General features: G+C 68.2%; 17 protein-coding genes. 2 read left to right on the forward strand and 15 right to left on the reverse strand.

The window, feature by feature from the left end:
• Window positions 1-10 precede the first annotated feature (10 nt).
• Complete coding sequence (gene nrdR / locus QZZ29_RS09885; protein ID WP_291382883.1) at window positions 11-502, reverse strand: transcriptional regulator NrdR; 492 nt, start codon at window positions 500-502, stop codon at window positions 11-13.
• A 52-nt stretch (window positions 503-554) separates the two neighbouring features.
• Window positions 555-854, reverse strand: coding sequence for a LysM peptidoglycan-binding domain-containing protein (locus tag QZZ29_RS09890; protein WP_291382884.1), 300 nt, complete (start codon window positions 852-854; stop codon window positions 555-557).
• A 191-nt stretch (window positions 855-1,045) separates the two neighbouring features.
• Here QZZ29_RS09890 and lexA point away from each other — a divergent pair, with 191 nt between their 5' ends.
• Entirely contained in the window at window positions 1,046-1,738 is a 693-nt protein-coding gene (gene lexA, locus QZZ29_RS09895; protein WP_291382886.1) for a transcriptional repressor LexA, read from the forward strand.
• Between the two features lie 84 nt (window positions 1,739-1,822).
• On the opposite strand, the gene QZZ29_RS09900 is transcribed toward lexA, so the two are convergent.
• Genes QZZ29_RS09900 through hflX form a run of 3 tightly spaced genes read right to left on the reverse strand, consistent with a single transcriptional unit; the run spans window position 1,823 to window position 5,561 of the window.
• Window positions 1,823-2,077 (reverse strand): hypothetical protein, encoded by a 255-nt coding sequence (locus QZZ29_RS09900; RefSeq protein ID WP_291382888.1) that lies wholly within the window; start codon window positions 2,075-2,077, stop codon window positions 1,823-1,825.
• Window positions 2,074-4,065: an ATP-dependent DNA helicase gene (locus QZZ29_RS09905; protein WP_291382890.1), complete on the reverse strand. Its 1,992-nt coding sequence runs from the start codon at window positions 4,063-4,065 to the stop codon at window positions 2,074-2,076. Before QZZ29_RS09905 ends, QZZ29_RS09900 begins: the two co-directional genes overlap by 4 nt.
• Window positions 4,062-5,561, reverse strand: coding sequence for a GTPase HflX (gene hflX, locus QZZ29_RS09910; protein WP_291382892.1), 1,500 nt, complete (start codon window positions 5,559-5,561; stop codon window positions 4,062-4,064). The genes QZZ29_RS09905 and hflX overlap by 4 nt, the downstream gene beginning before the upstream one ends.
• 59 nt (window positions 5,562-5,620) lie before the next feature.
• Between hflX and QZZ29_RS09915 the strand changes: the two genes are divergently transcribed.
• Complete coding sequence (locus tag QZZ29_RS09915; RefSeq protein WP_291382893.1) at window positions 5,621-6,253, forward strand: methyltransferase; 633 nt, start codon at window positions 5,621-5,623, stop codon at window positions 6,251-6,253.
• A 39-nt stretch (window positions 6,254-6,292) separates the two neighbouring features.
• On the opposite strand, the gene dapF is transcribed toward QZZ29_RS09915, so the two are convergent.
• From dapF to pgsA, 10 genes are all read right to left on the reverse strand, one after another.
• Window positions 6,293-7,189 carry a diaminopimelate epimerase gene (dapF, locus tag QZZ29_RS09920; protein ID WP_291382895.1) on the reverse strand — a complete coding sequence of 299 codons (897 nt, stop codon included), beginning with the start codon at window positions 7,187-7,189 and terminating at the stop codon, window positions 6,293-6,295.
• On the reverse strand, window positions 7,186-8,127 hold the full coding sequence (miaA, locus tag QZZ29_RS09925; RefSeq protein WP_291382896.1) for a tRNA (adenosine(37)-N6)-dimethylallyltransferase MiaA: 942 nt from the start codon (window positions 8,125-8,127) through the stop codon (window positions 7,186-7,188). Before miaA ends, dapF begins: the two co-directional genes overlap by 4 nt.
• Window positions 8,124-9,626, reverse strand: coding sequence for a tRNA (N6-isopentenyl adenosine(37)-C2)-methylthiotransferase MiaB (gene miaB / locus QZZ29_RS09930; protein WP_291382897.1), 1,503 nt, complete (start codon window positions 9,624-9,626; stop codon window positions 8,124-8,126). Before miaB ends, miaA begins: the two co-directional genes overlap by 4 nt.
• Window positions 9,623-11,086, reverse strand: a complete 1,464-nt coding sequence (locus tag QZZ29_RS09935; protein ID WP_291382899.1) for an Rnase Y domain-containing protein — start codon at window positions 11,084-11,086, stop codon at window positions 9,623-9,625. The genes miaB and QZZ29_RS09935 overlap by 4 nt, the downstream gene beginning before the upstream one ends.
• A gap of 14 nt (window positions 11,087-11,100) precedes the next feature.
• A complete protein-coding gene (locus tag QZZ29_RS09940; protein ID WP_291382900.1) occupies window positions 11,101-11,616 on the reverse strand; it encodes a regulatory protein RecX in 516 nt (171 codons plus the stop codon).
• 24 nt (window positions 11,617-11,640) lie between these two features.
• Entirely contained in the window at window positions 11,641-12,726 is a 1,086-nt protein-coding gene (gene recA / locus QZZ29_RS09945; RefSeq protein WP_291382901.1) for a recombinase RecA, read from the reverse strand.
• Between the two features lie 195 nt (window positions 12,727-12,921).
• Window positions 12,922-13,155 (reverse strand): DUF3046 domain-containing protein, encoded by a 234-nt coding sequence (locus tag QZZ29_RS09950; RefSeq protein WP_291382902.1) that lies wholly within the window; start codon window positions 13,153-13,155, stop codon window positions 12,922-12,924.
• Between the two features lie 6 nt (window positions 13,156-13,161).
• Window positions 13,162-13,488, reverse strand: coding sequence for a helix-turn-helix transcriptional regulator (locus tag QZZ29_RS09955; RefSeq protein ID WP_291382904.1), 327 nt, complete (start codon window positions 13,486-13,488; stop codon window positions 13,162-13,164).
• Window positions 13,489-13,573: 85 nt separating this feature from the next.
• Entirely contained in the window at window positions 13,574-14,056 is a 483-nt protein-coding gene (locus QZZ29_RS09960; protein ID WP_291382905.1) for a CinA family protein, read from the reverse strand.
• Entirely contained in the window at window positions 14,046-14,657 is a 612-nt protein-coding gene (pgsA, locus tag QZZ29_RS09965; RefSeq protein WP_291382907.1) for a CDP-diacylglycerol--glycerol-3-phosphate 3-phosphatidyltransferase, read from the reverse strand. Before pgsA ends, QZZ29_RS09960 begins: the two co-directional genes overlap by 11 nt.
• Window positions 14,658-14,712 lie beyond the last annotated feature (55 nt).

The raw sequence follows: 14,712 nt of genomic DNA on the forward strand, positions 1-14,712 counted from the left end.
CCCGCCCGCATTACTCCGAGTTCTCGGCGCCGTCCTCTGACGTCACCGCGCCGGCCTGGTCCTCACGTCGCAGCTCGGCGATGGCTTGATCGAAGTCCGCCAGGGAGTCGAAGGCCTGGTAGACGCTCGCGAATCTCAGGAACGCCACTTCGTCGAGTTCCCTCAGCGGGGGCAGGATCGCGAGTCCGATGTCCAGCGCGTCAATCTCCGCCTGCCCGGACTCGCGAATCGACTCCTCCACCTTTTGCGCGAGGAGCGCGAGGTCATCGTCGGACACGGGGCGTCCCTGGCATGCCTTGCGCACGCCGGAGATGATCTTGCTGCGCAAGAAGGGCTCCACCACTCCGGAGCGCTTCACCACGGACAGCGAGAAGGTTTCCACCGTGGAGAAACGACGCCCGCAATTGGGGCACTGGCGGCGACGACGGATCGCCGAACCGTCGTCGGCCGTGCGGGAATCGATCACGCGAGAATCGGCGTGCCTGCAAAATGGGCAATGCATGCCACTACTGTCCCACGTCGCGGCGCTGTGAGGCGTCCGCGCGAACAACGCCCTATCCGTAGATCGGGACGATCAGTTGGTCGCCGCTGTGAATCACGGATGAGACCATGACATTCATGGTCTTGAGCGTCGCCACCGTGTCGCGGACGTCGCGGTCCAACGGGGTGATCGACTGGGCGATGGACCACAGGGTCTCCCCCTGCGCCACGACGTAGGTGTCCGTGGCGGCGGGGGCGCCGGATTCATGAGCGAAGGCCTGCGGAGCCACGAGGAGTGCGACGGCGGCGAGCACCGTGGCGGCAACCCAGCGGCGGACCCGCACTGCTGGGGTGTTCACCATGCGGATCGTCATCTCAGTTCCTCCTTCGAACACGTGTTCGTCGAACGTGTGTTCTATTTCTAGCACGTATGGCCGACACGCCGCAAGAAACACTCGAACATATGTTTGATTTCTTCGCCGCAGTGCCCTACCGTCGAGAACAAGAAGACCACCGGGGTCTGACATTGAGCCCGGGACACTGGACACCGGCCGGGGAGGCACCCATGTCAGGCGATGAGCAGGACGCGATCATCCACGATTTCCCCTTGCCGGGGGGCGAGGTGACGGATCGTCAACGACGGATCCTCGAGGCGATCCGGGACTCCGTGGCCACCCGCGGGTACCCGCCGTCGATGCGTGAGATTGGCGACGTGGTGGGCCTCACCTCCAGTTCGTCCGTCAAGCACCAGCTGACTGCGCTTCAGACCAAGGGCTACTTGCGCCAAGACCCGCATCGTCCCCGCGCGCTCGAAGTGGTGCTGCCGGAAGAGGTCGCAGAGACCCCGTCGGCGCCTCCTCGCCTTCACGGCGCCGACGATGACCGCGTGGTAGACGTGCCGCTCGTGGGCCGCATTGCCGCCGGTGGGCCGATCCTCGCGGATCAGCAGGTCGAAGACGTCTTCTCACTCCCCCGTCAGCTCACGGGCGACGGTGACCTGTTCATGCTCAACGTGTCCGGCGACTCGATGATTGACGCCGCGATCTGCGACGGCGACTGGGTGGTGGTACGGCGGCAGAATACCGCCGAAAACGGCGACATCGTGGCCGCGTTGCTGGATGACGAGGCCACGGTCAAGACGCTCCGGCGCAAGGACGGCCAGGTGTGGCTGATGCCCCACAACCCCGCCTACACGCCCATCGATGGCACGCACGCCCGCATCATGGGCAAGGTGGTGTCGGTGATGCGCCGGGTGTAGCCCCGGGCATGCAGTGAGTTCCGCGCGCCGGGTGTAGCCCGGGGCGTCCCTCAGGTGCGTGCGCCGGAACTCTGGCCCCGTCACTCAGGACGAGCGCCAGCCATCCTGCCAGTGGAAGCCGCCCTTGATGGCCTGGCCCATGGCCTGCATCGCGTTGGCAATCGTGGTCTGGTAGATCCGCGAATCATCGCTCTTGGCGGCCTCCGCCATGGCGCGACTCGACTTCTCAAAGTGGGCAAGGTACTCGGCAAAGCGCGCCCGCTCCGCCAGCTGTCCGCGCGTGAATTCCTCGGATTGTCCGCCGCCGGTCTGTCCGCCGCCGGCATCAACACTGGTCATCGTTCGGCCACCTCCGGCTCAAGGGTACGAGATGCCTCCGCGTCCAAGCGACGCAGGGCACCCAAAGCGGCCTCCCGATCCGTGGTCACCCACATCGGCGGAAGGGAACGTGTGAGAAAACCTCGGTAGCCGGCCGTGGCCAGGCGCGGGTCAAGCACGGCCACCACCCCCTTGTCCGTCCCGTTCCGGATCAGTCGACCCGCTCCCTGGGCCAGCAGCAGCGCCGCGTGCGTGGCGCTCACCGCCAAGAAGCCGTTGCCTCCAGCGCGCCCCACCGCCTCCGTGCGGGCCTGCGAGATCGGCTCGTCAGGGCGCGGGAAAGGAATCCGATCGATGACCACCAGACTCGCCGTTGCCCCCGGTACATCCACTCCCTGCCACAGCGTGGTCGAGCCGAAGAGGCACGTGCGCGGGTCCTCCCGGAACTGGCGTACCAGCGTGGAGACCTGGTCGTCCTTCTGGTACAGCACGGGGACGTCCAGTCGTTCCCGCATGGCCTCCGCGGCGGCCAACGCTGCCCGATGCGAGGAGAACAGGCCGAGTGTCCGGCCGCCGGCGGCGCTGATGAGCGCCTCGAGCTCGTCCAGCGCCTCGGGCGAGATTCCGCCCATGCCCGGTCGCGGCAGCTGCGACGCGACGTACAGGATGCCCTGCGTCGCATAGTCGAAGGGGCTGCCAGCGTCGAGCGTGACGGGCTCATGCACGCCCAGGTGGCGCGCGACGGTCTCGAAACCGCCTCCCAGCGCAAGCGTCGCGGACGTGAACACCGAGGGCTTGTCCCCCACCAGCCGGTCGCCGATGACGGACGCCACGTCAAGCGGGGCCGCCAGGATGCGGTCGGGCGTGGTCGCGTCGTAGTCGCCGTCCGCGGGGGCAAGCCAGACCACGTAGTGGCCGGGGTCTGCCTGGAGCTCCTCGCACACGTCCACCACGTCGGCCAGGGCGGCCTGGGCCATCTTGGCCCCGGCACCGGCCTCGCGGGCGCCGCCGGACTCCTTGGTGATCTTGGCGACGGCGCTGAGGGCGTCGCGGGCCCCGGAGCGGACAAGCTCGATGGCGGCCGCGAGTTCCTCCGAGGGACCCAGGCGCAGCCGCCCCACGGTTTCCGCGGCCAAGGCGGTCTCGACGGCCCGTGCGCCGGCCTCGAGGCTCGTGGTGGTGACGCCGATGCGCCTCGCGCGGCGTCCCGCCCGCTCGACCGCGCGCACCGTCAGTTCGTGGGTGGCCGATGAGGTGATGCGGCTGACCAGTTCATGTGCCTCGTCCACGATCAGGGCGTCGTGCTCGCCAAGGATGTCGTGGCTGGTGGCCTGCACGCCCAGCACCGCGTGGTTGGTGACCACGATATGCGCGCGGGCGGCCTGCTCACGCGCTCGCTGCGAGAAGCATTCGGACGCCATGGGGCACGTGCTCTCCAGGCATTCACGCCCGGTGACGGACACCTGCGCCCACGCGCGCCCGCTGACACCCGGAACAAGGTCATCCCTGTCCCCCGTGTCGGTCTCTTCCGCCCACGCATTGAGCCGCACCACCTCGCGGCCCAGGTCGGACGTCGGCCCCAGCGGGAGCGCGCCGTCGTCGTCCTCGCCGCCCTCGTAACCGCCGGACATCTTGTGCACGCACAGGTAGTTGCTGCGGCCCTTGAACAGTGCCGAGCGGGCGCGCGTTCCCAGGGCGGGTTCCAGTGCGTCGATCACGGCGGGCAGGTCCTTCGAGTACACCTGGCGCTGCAGGGCCAGAGTGGCGGTGGAAACGACGATGCGCTCGTCTGCGTGCACGGCGCGCGCTACGGCGGGCACCAGATACGCCAGGGATTTTCCCGTTCCGGTGCCTGCCTGGACCAACAGGTGTTCGCCTCCCGCGAGCGCCGTCTCGACGGCCTCCGCCATCGCCTCTTGGCCCTCGCGGCGTTCCCCGCCCATGGCCGCAACGACGCCCGCGAGAAGCTCGGCGGCTCCGGCGTCGGCCGCGCCCTTCGCAGGCGTCACGAGGCGGCCGAAGCGGCCTCGCGAATGCGCGCCGCGAGCGCGTCGGAGACATCAGCCACCAGGTGGTACCCGTCGCCCGCGTGGTTCTCGCTCAGCACCTCGCCCTCGCGGTGCGCCTCGTTGACGAGGTCGCCGCGTGCGAACGGCAGGGTGACGTCCACGCGCACGGGCGGGCGCGGCAGCATGTGGCCGATCCTTTCGAGGAGATCGTCGATGCCCTGACCGGTGAGCGCCGAGACCTCGATGCTCGGCTCGCGGCGGCCGCGCAAACGCAGCAACGTTTCCTGGTCCGCGGCATCGACCTTGTTGAAGACGAGCAACTCGGCCACCTTGTCGGCACCCGGGACGTCGGCCAGGACGGTGCGGACGGCAGTGATCTGGCCCTCTGGATCGGGGTGGGCCGCGTCGACCACGTGCAGCACGAGGTCCGCGTGCGCGACCTCCTCGAGCGTGGACTGGAACGCGGCCACCAGTTGGTGCGGCAGGTCCTTCACGAACCCCACCGTGTCGGACACCGTGATGTCGCGGCCGTCGGGCGTGTGCGCGCGGCGCACCGTGGGGTCCAGCGTGGCGAACAGCGAGTTGTGCACCAGCACGCCCGCACCCGTGATCCGATTGAGCAGCGACGACTTCCCCGCGTTGGTGTAGCCGACGATCGCGACGTTGGGCATGGCCAGCCGGTTACCGCGGCGCACGTTACGCGCGGGCTCCATCGCCTTGATCTGGCGGCGCAGGATCGCCATGCGGGTGTGGATGCGGCGGCGATCGAGCTCGATCTTGGTCTCGCCTGGCCCGCGTGAGCCCATGCCGGCCGCGGCGCCGCCCACCTGGCCGCCGGCCTGGCGGGACATCGACTCACCCCAACCGCGCAGGCGCGGGAGCAGGTATTCGAGCTGGGCCAACTCGACCTGCGCCTTGCCCTCCTTGGACTTGGCGTGCTGGGCGAAGATGTCGAGGATCAGGGCGGTGCGGTCGATGACCTTGACCTTGACCACGTCCTCCAGCGCGCGGCGCTGGCTGGGCTGAAGTTCGTCGTTCACGATGACGGTGTCCGCGCCGACAGCCTTCACCACGTCGCGCAGTTCGACGGCCTTGCCCTTGCCGATGTAGGTGGCGGGGTCGGGCTTGGGCCTGCGCTGCAGCATGCCGTCGAGCACCTCGGAGCCCGCAGTCTCCGCGAGCGCGGCAAGCTCGCGCAGGGAGACCTCCGCCTCAGCTGCGGTCCCGTGTGACCACTGGCCCACCAGCACCACGCGCTCGAGTCGCAACTGCCGGTACTCGACCTCGGTGATGTCCTCGAGCTCGGTGGACAGGCTTCCGACCCGCCTGAGGCCCTCGCGCTGCTCGCGCTCAAACTGGTCGCCGTCGTAGTCGGTGCGCCCGGTCTCGCGCGCGCTCACGGCCGTGCCGGCGCGCGACAGCACCCGGTCGATCACCGATTCGACCGAGGTGGGCGACGGCGCGGCGTCGGTGGACTCGTCCAAGGGTTCTTTCATGAGGTACCTAGTGTCTCATTGGGGCCGACGGCCCAGGGGCGCGCACTACGCTTCTTGCCGTGGAGCACTATTTCTCGGCGAAGCCCGCATCGGCCGATGAGCGGCGCCAGATCAGTGTGACGCTCGACGGCCGTACCTTCGCGCTGGAGACCGCCCCCGGTGTGTTCTCGCCCGGCCACGTGGACCTGGGCACGACGGTGCTGCTCGACACCGTGGGCGCTCCCCCGGCGGGCGAGGTGCTGGACCTGGGCTGCGGCTGGGGTCCCATCGCGCTCACGGCGGCGCTGCGCGAACCAGGTGCTCGCGTGACCGCGCTGGACGTCAACGAGCGCGCCATGGACCTGCTGCGCCTCAACGTGGCCCGCGTGAAGGGGTCGGCGCCGGACCTGGCTCCCATTTCCGTGGTGACCGCCGAAGACGTACCCGCCGAGGCGCGCTTCGACGCGATCTGGTCCAACCCGCCCGTCCGCATCGGCAAGGCTGCTTTGCACGAGCTGCTGGCCGCGTGGCTGCCGCGACTGGTGCCTGGCGGCGAGGCATGGCTGGTGGTGCAGAAGAACCTGGGCGCCGACTCGCTGGCCCGCTGGATTGCGGACCAGACGGACGATGCCGGGGCGCCGTGGGGCGAGGTCCGCAAGGTGCGGTCGTCCAAAGGATTCAGGGTGCTGACGCTGACCGCCCCACCGTCGTAGCTCGCCACCCGCGCGCCACCGGTCCGGTCGCGTGCGGGCCTATCCCGACGTGACCGGGTGGAGCACCGCAGAGACGTCCACCTCTCCATCGGCCACCAGCACGGCCGGACCCTCGAGCACGGTGCGGTCCTCTTGGATGCGCACGGTCACCATGCCGCCGGGGACCTCGATGTCCCACACGTTGGGCGCACCTGGGCCCGCCCATGAGCGGACCGCAAGGGCTACCGCACAAGCGCCCGTGCCGCACGACATCGTCTCCCCCGAGCCGCGCTCGTGAACGCGCATCCGCACGCGCCCGTGGGGTTCGTCGCCCACCATCTCGCCGCCCAGTGCGACCGCGAACTCCACATTGGAGCCATGTTCTGGGCGCGGGCTCACTCGCGGCGCCGAGCTCAGGTCCAGAGCCTCCAACTCCTCGGGCGACGCGAGCGCGACCACGTGGTGCGGGTTGCCCACATCCACGCTGAGCGCAGGGCGCGGCGGGGTGAGGCCTCGCGCTTCCACCTCGGCGTCAAAGCCGTCGCGCGTCTTGCCCAGTGCCCACGTACCCATGCCGACGGAGTAGCGGCCGTCTCCCAGGGATGTCACCGTGCGGGCCCCTCCACGGGTGCCGACGGTGATGCCGCCGCGTGCGTCCACGCCAGCGTCGCGCTCCAGGAAAGCGCCGAACACGCGCGCCCCGTTTCCGCACATCTCCGACACGGATCCGTCGGCATTCCAGTAGTCCATGAACCATGTCGCCGGGTCGTACCCCGCTCCCGCCGCGAGCGATCCCGACCGCACGGCGCGGATCACGCCGTCCGCGCCGATGCCCGCCCTGCGGTCGCACAGGAACGTGACCAGGTCCGGCGTAAGGTCGATCTCGCCACGCTCGTCAAAGAGCAGCACGAAGTCGTTCTGGGTCCCGTGCCCCTTGGTGAACCTCAACGTGGTCATGGCTCAAGCGTACGCACCAACGCGAGGGCGTCGCGCGCGGCGCGTTCCACGTCGGCCTCGTCTGCGGGCGCGGGAATCCAGTACACGCGCGGGTCGGGCCGAAACCAGCGGTCCTGCTTGCGTGCCAAGCGGCGCGTGTTGCGCTTGATCAGTTCACGCGCCTCGACCCCGTCCAATTCGCCGTCCAGGTGCGCCAGGGTCTCCGCGTAGCCGACCGCGCGGCGGGCCGTCACACCCTCGCGCAGGCCCCCGTTTACCAGGCATTTCACCTCGTCCACGAGGCCGTCGGCCCACATGCGGTCCACGCGCGCCGCGATCCGCTCGTCGAGCGCCTCGTACGGCAACTCCAGGGCAATCTGAATGGCCGGAGACTCGTATTCGTGGCGCGGCAACGAGCTCGTGTAGTCGCCCGCCACCTCGATGATCTCCAGCGCCCGGACGATGCGCTTGGCATTGCGGGGGTGGATCTTGGCGGCGGCCCGCGGGTCCAGTGCAGCGAGTTCCCGGTGCAGGATGCCTGGGCCCTCGGCCACGACGCGGGCCTCCAGACGGGCGCGCACTTGAGGGTCCGTGCCCGGGAAGTCGAAGCGGTCCAACAGCGCCCTCAAGTACAGTCCCGAGCCGCCCACCACGACCGTGCGCAACCCACGCCCGTGAATTGCCGCGATATCCGCGCGCGCCGACTCCTGAAAGTGAGCCACCGACGCGTCCTCGATGACGTCTAGCGTGTCGAGCTGGTGGTGCGCCACCCCCCGCCGCTCATCGACCGGCAGCTTGGCCGTGCCGATGTCCATGCCCCGGTAGAACTGCATCGAGTCCGCATTGACGATCTCGGCGCCAGGAGCGTCGTCCGCGCCCAGCAGATGTGCCAACGCGAGGCCGACGGCCGACTTCCCGGTGGCCGTCGCGCCGACGATCGCGACGATCGGCCGGGTCACGCGGACGCGACCCTCACCTGAGGAAGGCCGAGGCCCACAGGACCGCCCGGTGAGGATGTGCCGCACGAGTCGTGTTCGTGGTCCGGGTTTGAGGCGGCGTCCCACGCATCACCGGCGCGGGTGCGGCGCACCGAGTAGGCGGAAGCGGCATCGGGGCCGTCGGCAATGAGGTGGTACGGAGCGCCGTGCGAGATGCGCACCGTCACCATGTCGCCCGGGCGCGGCACATCGGCCCCCTGGGGCACGCCAAAGTGCACCAGGCGGTTGCCCGGCTCGCGGCCGCTCAGCCGCTCGCCGTCACCCTTGCCCTTGCCCTTGCGGCCGCCGCCATCGAGCACCAGCAGTTCCACCACGAGGCCCTCCTGAGCCTGCGCGTCGCGCAGCGAGACCTCGTCTTGAAGCGCGAGCAGTCGCTCGAAGCGCTCCTGAACCACCTCCTTGGGCAGCGGCTCGCGCTCAAACGCCGGCGTGCCGGGCCGCGGGCTGTACTGGAAGGTGAATGCGCTGGTGAAGCGGGACTGCTCCACCACTCGCATCGTCTCGAGGAAGTCCTCCTCGGTCTCTCCGGGGAAGCCCACGATGATGTCGGTGGTGATCGCGGCGTCGGGCATGGCCTCGCGCACGCGGTCCAATATCCCTAAGAACTTCTCCGAGCGGTACGAGCGGCGCATGGCACGCAGCACCGCGTCGGACCCGGACTGCAGCGGCATGTGGAGGCTGGGCATCACGTTGGGAGTCTCGGCCATCGCGGCGATGACGTCGTCGGTGAAGGCCGCCGGGTGGGGCGATGTGAAGCGCACGCGTTCCAAGCCCTCGATCTGACCGCAGGCACGCAGCAGCTTGGCGAATGCGCCGCGGTCGCCAAACTCGACCCCGTACGAGTTGACATTCTGGCCCAGCAGGGTCACCTCGATGACGCCCTGTGCCACCAGAGCCTCGACCTCGGCCAGAATCTCCCCCGGCCTGCGGTCGCGCTCCTTGCCGCGCAATGACGGGACGATGCAGAAGGTGCACGTGTTGTTGCAGCCTACCGAGATGGACACCCATCCGGCGGAGTGCGAGTCGCGGCGGCTCGGCAGCGTGGACGGGAAGACCTTGAGGGACTCCTCGATCTCGACTTGGGCGGCCTCGTTATGGCGGGCGCGCTCGAGCATCGCGGGCAGCACGTCGATGTTGTGGGTTCCGAAGACGACGTCCACCCAAGGGGCCTTGGTGACGATGTCCCCGCGGTCCTTCTGAGCCAGGCAGCCGCCCACGGCAATCTGCATGTCCGGACGCTTGCGTTTCACGGACGCGAGATAGCCCAGGTTGCCGTAGAGCTTGTTGGCCGCGTTTTCGCGCACCGCACAGGTGTTGATGACCACCACGTCGGCGTCCTCGGACCCCGCGGGGGCCGCGCTGTAGCCGGCGGTTTCGAGCAGCCCGGCCATGTGCTCAGAGTCGTGCACGTTCATCTGGCAGCCGAGCGTCTTGACGACGTAGGTCCGCATTGCTGTCATGCCTGTCCGGCAACGAAATCCGCGCGAGTCTCGCGGATCACCGTCACCTTGATCTCCCCAGCGAAGCTGAAGTCTCTCTCGATGTGCTCAGCAATGGTACGTGCAAGTTGCGTGGCGCCGTCGTCATCGACCACGCTCGGCTCGACGGCGACGCGCAATTCGCGACCGGAGGCCATGGCGTACACGTGGGCCACGCCCTCGTGCTCCGCGACCAACTTCTCCAGCGACTCCATGCGCTCGACGTACGAATCGACGTCGTCACGGCGGGCGCCCGGGCGTGAGGCCGAGACGGCGTCCGCGACCTGCACGATCACGGCCTCGATGGTCTGCTGGGGCACCTCGTCGTGGTGGGCCTCGATCGCGTTGACCACGTCGGGCGCCTCCCCGGCCTCGTGCGCCGCGCGTGCCCCCAGCAGAGCGTGGGTGCCCTCATGGTGACCCGTCATCGCCTTGCCGATGTCGTGCAGGAATGCCGCGCGCCGCGCCAGTTCCACGTTGGCGCCGACCATCTGCGCGATTGCCGCAGCGAGGTTCGCGGACTCGACCAGGTGTGCGAGCACGTTCTGGTTATAGGACGTGCGCAACCTCAGTGCGCCCACGAGTTCCAGAATGCTGTGTGGCACACCGGAAACGCCCGCCTCTTCCACGGCGTCGAGGGCGGCGTTCATCGAGCGTCGCGGAGCGTCGGCCAAGGCCTTGGCATAGGCCGCCTCCACGCGTTGCGGCTGGATGCGGCCGTCGTCGATCAGCGCGCGCAGGGTCACCTCGGCAACCTCGCGACGCTCCACGTCAAACGAGGACAGTTGAACGGCGTCCACGCCCTCGTCCACGATCACGTTGACTCCGGTGAGCGCCTCGAATGCGCGGATGTTGCGGCCCTCGCGCCCGATAATGCGGCCCTTCATCTCCTCCGACGGCAACTCGATGCGGGTCACGGCTCCCTGCGCGCTGGTAGCTGCGGCCTGCTTCTGCATTGCGGACAAGAGGATCTGCTGGGCTTCGCGTTCCGCCTCACTTCGGGCCCTCTTGATGCGTCGGTGGGCCTCCTGTGCGACTTCCGATTCGGCGGAGGCCCGCATTCGGGCGATCAGTTCTTTTCGGGCCTCGCTCGGGCTCAGGTCCGCGATCTCCGCGAGCCTCTCGCTGTGCTCGACGGTAAGTCGCTCATGCTCGTTGGCCAGTCGCTTCTCTTCGCGGGACACCACCATGGCGCGCTCTTCGAGCCCGCGCGCGTACGCCTGTGCGTTGCGCTGGTCCTCGGCCACGCGGCGTTCCGTGAGCGCCACGCGTTCTTCGCGCCGTTGCGCATCTGCCAGCTGGGCTCGCGCGTCCTCACGCATCGACTCGATCTCGACACGCGCCGACTCTCGCTCCCCCTGAGCCTCCTTGCGGGCGCGATTGACCACCAAGAGGGACGCCAGCAACAACAGGAGAGTCGCAATGGTTGCGATGGTCTGCACGACGCTCCCTTCTGTTAGCCCTCAGCCTCACTATCGGCACGTTGCAAGTCTCGCACGAGCGCAAAGGCGAGCGAGGTGGAGTAACCCTTGCGCGCGAGGTGCGACACGGTGCGGCGCACGCGCGCCTCCGTCTCCGCATGCGACTCACGGATCCATCGCTTGGTGGCGAGTTGGCGAGCCGTGTCCGCTTCAACGTCGGCGGTGAGCGGCTCGAGCGCCGCGCGAATGTGGTCCTCTTCAAAGCCTTTGCGGCGGAGTTCCTGAACAATGGCGCGGGGTGCCAGCCCTCGTTCGGCGTGACGCGTGCGCGCGATCGTCGCGGCGAGGCTTGCGTCGTCGAGGAGACCCACCTCGATATAGCGCTCGATGACCTCGTCCGCCACCTCGGGCGCCACCTCTTTGGCGACAAGCCGGGCGCGGAGGTCTGCCGAACTGCGCGGTGCCCGCGTCAGGATGCTCAGCGCTAACTCGCGCGCGCGCTCGGCGGGAGGAGCCGTCGTGGGGGCTTCCCGCCGAGCGCGCGGAGTCATGACGTGACGTGGGGAGAGGGCCTCCTAGAGGGAGGACTTCTCCTTGGCCAGAGCGGCTTCGAGGGCCTTGGCGTCCGCCTCGATGTCGATCGCGATGGCGTCGATCGGGAGCGGAGCGCCCACGCCCAACTTATCCTTGATCTTCTTCTCGATCTCGTCGCGCAGCGCCGGGTTGTCCTTCAGGAACTGGCGGGAGTTTTCCTTGCCCTGTCCCAACTGATCGCCCTCGTACGTGTACCAAGCACCGGACTTCTTGACGAAGCCGTGTTCGACGCCCATGTCGATGATGCCGCCCTCCTTGGAGATACCGAATCCGTACATGATGTCGAACTCGGCCTGCTTGAAGGGCGGCGCCATCTTGTTCTTGACAACCTTGACTCGCGTGCGGTTGCCGACCGGGTCGGTTCCCTCCTTGAGGGTCTCAATGCGACGAATGTCCAGCCGCACCGATGCGTAGAACTTCAGCGCCTTGCCACCCGTGGTGGTCTCGGGCGAACCGAAGAACACCCCGATCTTCTCGCGCAACTGGTTGATGAAGATCGCCGTGGTGCCGGTGGTGGCAATGGCACCCGTGATCTTGCGCAGCGCCTGTGACATGAGGCGCGCCTGCAAGCCAACGTGGCTATCGCCCATCTCGCCCTCGATCTCGGCCTTGGGCACCAGTGCCGCGACCGAGTCGATCACCAGAACGTCGACACCGCCAGAGCGGATCAGAATGTCCGCGATCTCAAGCGCCTGCTCGCCCGTGTCGGGCTGCGAGATGATGAGGTTGTCGATGTCAACGCCAAGCTTCTTCGCATACTCGGGGTCGAGCGCGTGTTCGGCGTCAATGAAGGCCGCGACACCGCCGGCGGCCTGTGCGTTGGCGACCGCGTGCAGCGCCACCGTAGTCTTTCCCGACGACTCGGGGCCGTAGATCTCCACGACGCGCCCGCGCGGAAGTCCACCGATGCCGAGCGCGATGTCGAGCGCGATCGAGCCGGTCGGGATGACCGCCACGGCCACCCGCTCCGTGTCGCCCATGCGCATTGCCGAGCCCTTGCCGAATTGCCTGTCGATCTGCCCCAGTGCGGCCTCGAGTGCCTTGGAGCGGTCCGCTGCCTGTGCCATATGACTGTCCTTCATCGCTCGTGCCGACTGTTGCCAGCTCCGGGACACCTTCACGGTGCCGTGTCGTTCGCTACGACGCTACGTCGCGGGTCTGACATGGAACCGTTCCGACATCCCCTGGTGGGGAGAAACGACGCGCGGTCGCCCTGGGCACGAGTGTAATCGAACGCATGTTCGATGAGCGACGACACGCCGCTATCGGCGCGGCGGAATGATCATGCGGGGATCGCGGCCCGCGCGCACCGCAGGATCCACATCCATTTGGTCGCACAGCGCGTGCCAGACGTCGCGCGGAGCAATGCCCTTATCGAGCGCCTGTTGCGCCGTCAGGGAGTCGAGCGACGTGAGCGCCATCTCACGACACAGCGTGGGCGCGTACTCCTGGCCGAAAGCCACCGCGACGGCGTCGCGGAACTCGGAGAGCCGCAACCGTTCCTACTGTTCGATCGAGTGCAGGAGCTCGGGAACCGTGTCGGGAATCTTCGGCATCAAGGGCATCCTCGACAGCAAGCGGGCATCGACAAGGCTCTCCGCCATCTCGAAACGCTCCGACACGTCACGCAGAATCGTGGACATGGGAACGTTGAGCGCATCACAGATGGAGGCGAGCAGTTCGCTCGAGGCTTCCTTCTGGCCGCGCTCTACCTCGCTCAGGTACCCGAGAGAAACGCGGGCCTGGGAGGAGATATCGCGAAGCGTCTTGCCTTGGCCAAGACGAGCGTCACGGAGCACGTCGCCAAGTTCATTGCGCAGGACAGGCATTCGTGCTCCCTTCATCGTGCTTGCATCGTGCATGTCTACTCCAACGCAGACTACCGCAGGGGTGTTCCCGCAAACGAGTCTGAATTCACGAATGTGGCAACCTCGACAGCATCGCCTCCAGGTGTGACAGCGCTGCAGCGACCGCACCGTGGCGCACGTCGTCCCTGTCGCCGTCGAGATGAACGGTGGTGACGCGCTCCCCCTGCGGGCCCACCACGGCGATGACGACGGTCCCAGGAGGCTTGCCCCCGTGGGCGTCAGGGCCAGCTACGCCGGTGGTCGCGACCGCAACGTCGGCGCCCATGCGGCTGCGCGCCCCGCGTGCCATCGACGTGGCCACCGCGTGACTGACGGGGCCATCGGTCTCGAGCAGCCGCCTGCTCACGCCCAGTTGCCGGTGCTTTGTCTCGGCGTCGTACGCGACGATGCCGCCCTTGACAACGGCGGACGCCCCAGGCACGTCCACCAGCGCGGAACACACCAGCCCGCCCGTCAGGGACTCCGCCGTGGCGATGCTCACTCCCGCATCACGGGCCAGGGCGACCACTCGGGCCGCTTCAGCCCGCATTTCCGCTCGGGTCCACGCTGTCGGCCACGACTGACCCGGGTGCTGGGGGTGCGACGCGGTGACGCCTCGCCACACCAAAGATGCGCCACCCATAGTCGAGCCCGGTCACCACGGCAGCCACCACCGAGACCAGCAGCAGCCACCATCCGAGTGTGTCCACCCAGGCGGCCGTGGTGGGCAGCAGCAGGAAGAAGATCGCCGCGACCTGCAGCGCGGTCTTGGCCTTTCCCCCGAACGATGCGGGGATGACGACGTCGCGGGCGACGGCCAGGCGACCCACCGTGACGGAGATCTCTCGCACCGCGATGATGATGATCGGCCACCACGGCGTCTCGTGGTCGAACGCCAGAAAGCCAAGCGCGGCCAACACCAGCGCCTTGTCCGCGAGGGGGTCTGCCAGCTTTCCGAAGGCCGTGACGGCTTGCCAGCGACGCGCCAGGTAGCCGTCCAAGGCGTCGGTCGCGGCGGCAAACACGAAGATGCCCCACCCGAGCCAACGCCACCCTGCCTGCGAGTCGCCGGACTCGACGAGGCACACAAGCATCACCGGCACCGCGATGAGCCGCAGCACGGTGAGCAGATTCGGGACCTCTCGCAACACGACTTCACCCTATCGGTGGGACGTCTCGGCCACGCGCCGTACACGGATTCACCGG

The organism is Demequina sp. (genome assembly GCF_016278765.1).
Taxonomy (GTDB): domain Bacteria; phylum Actinomycetota; class Actinomycetes; order Actinomycetales; family Demequinaceae; genus Demequina.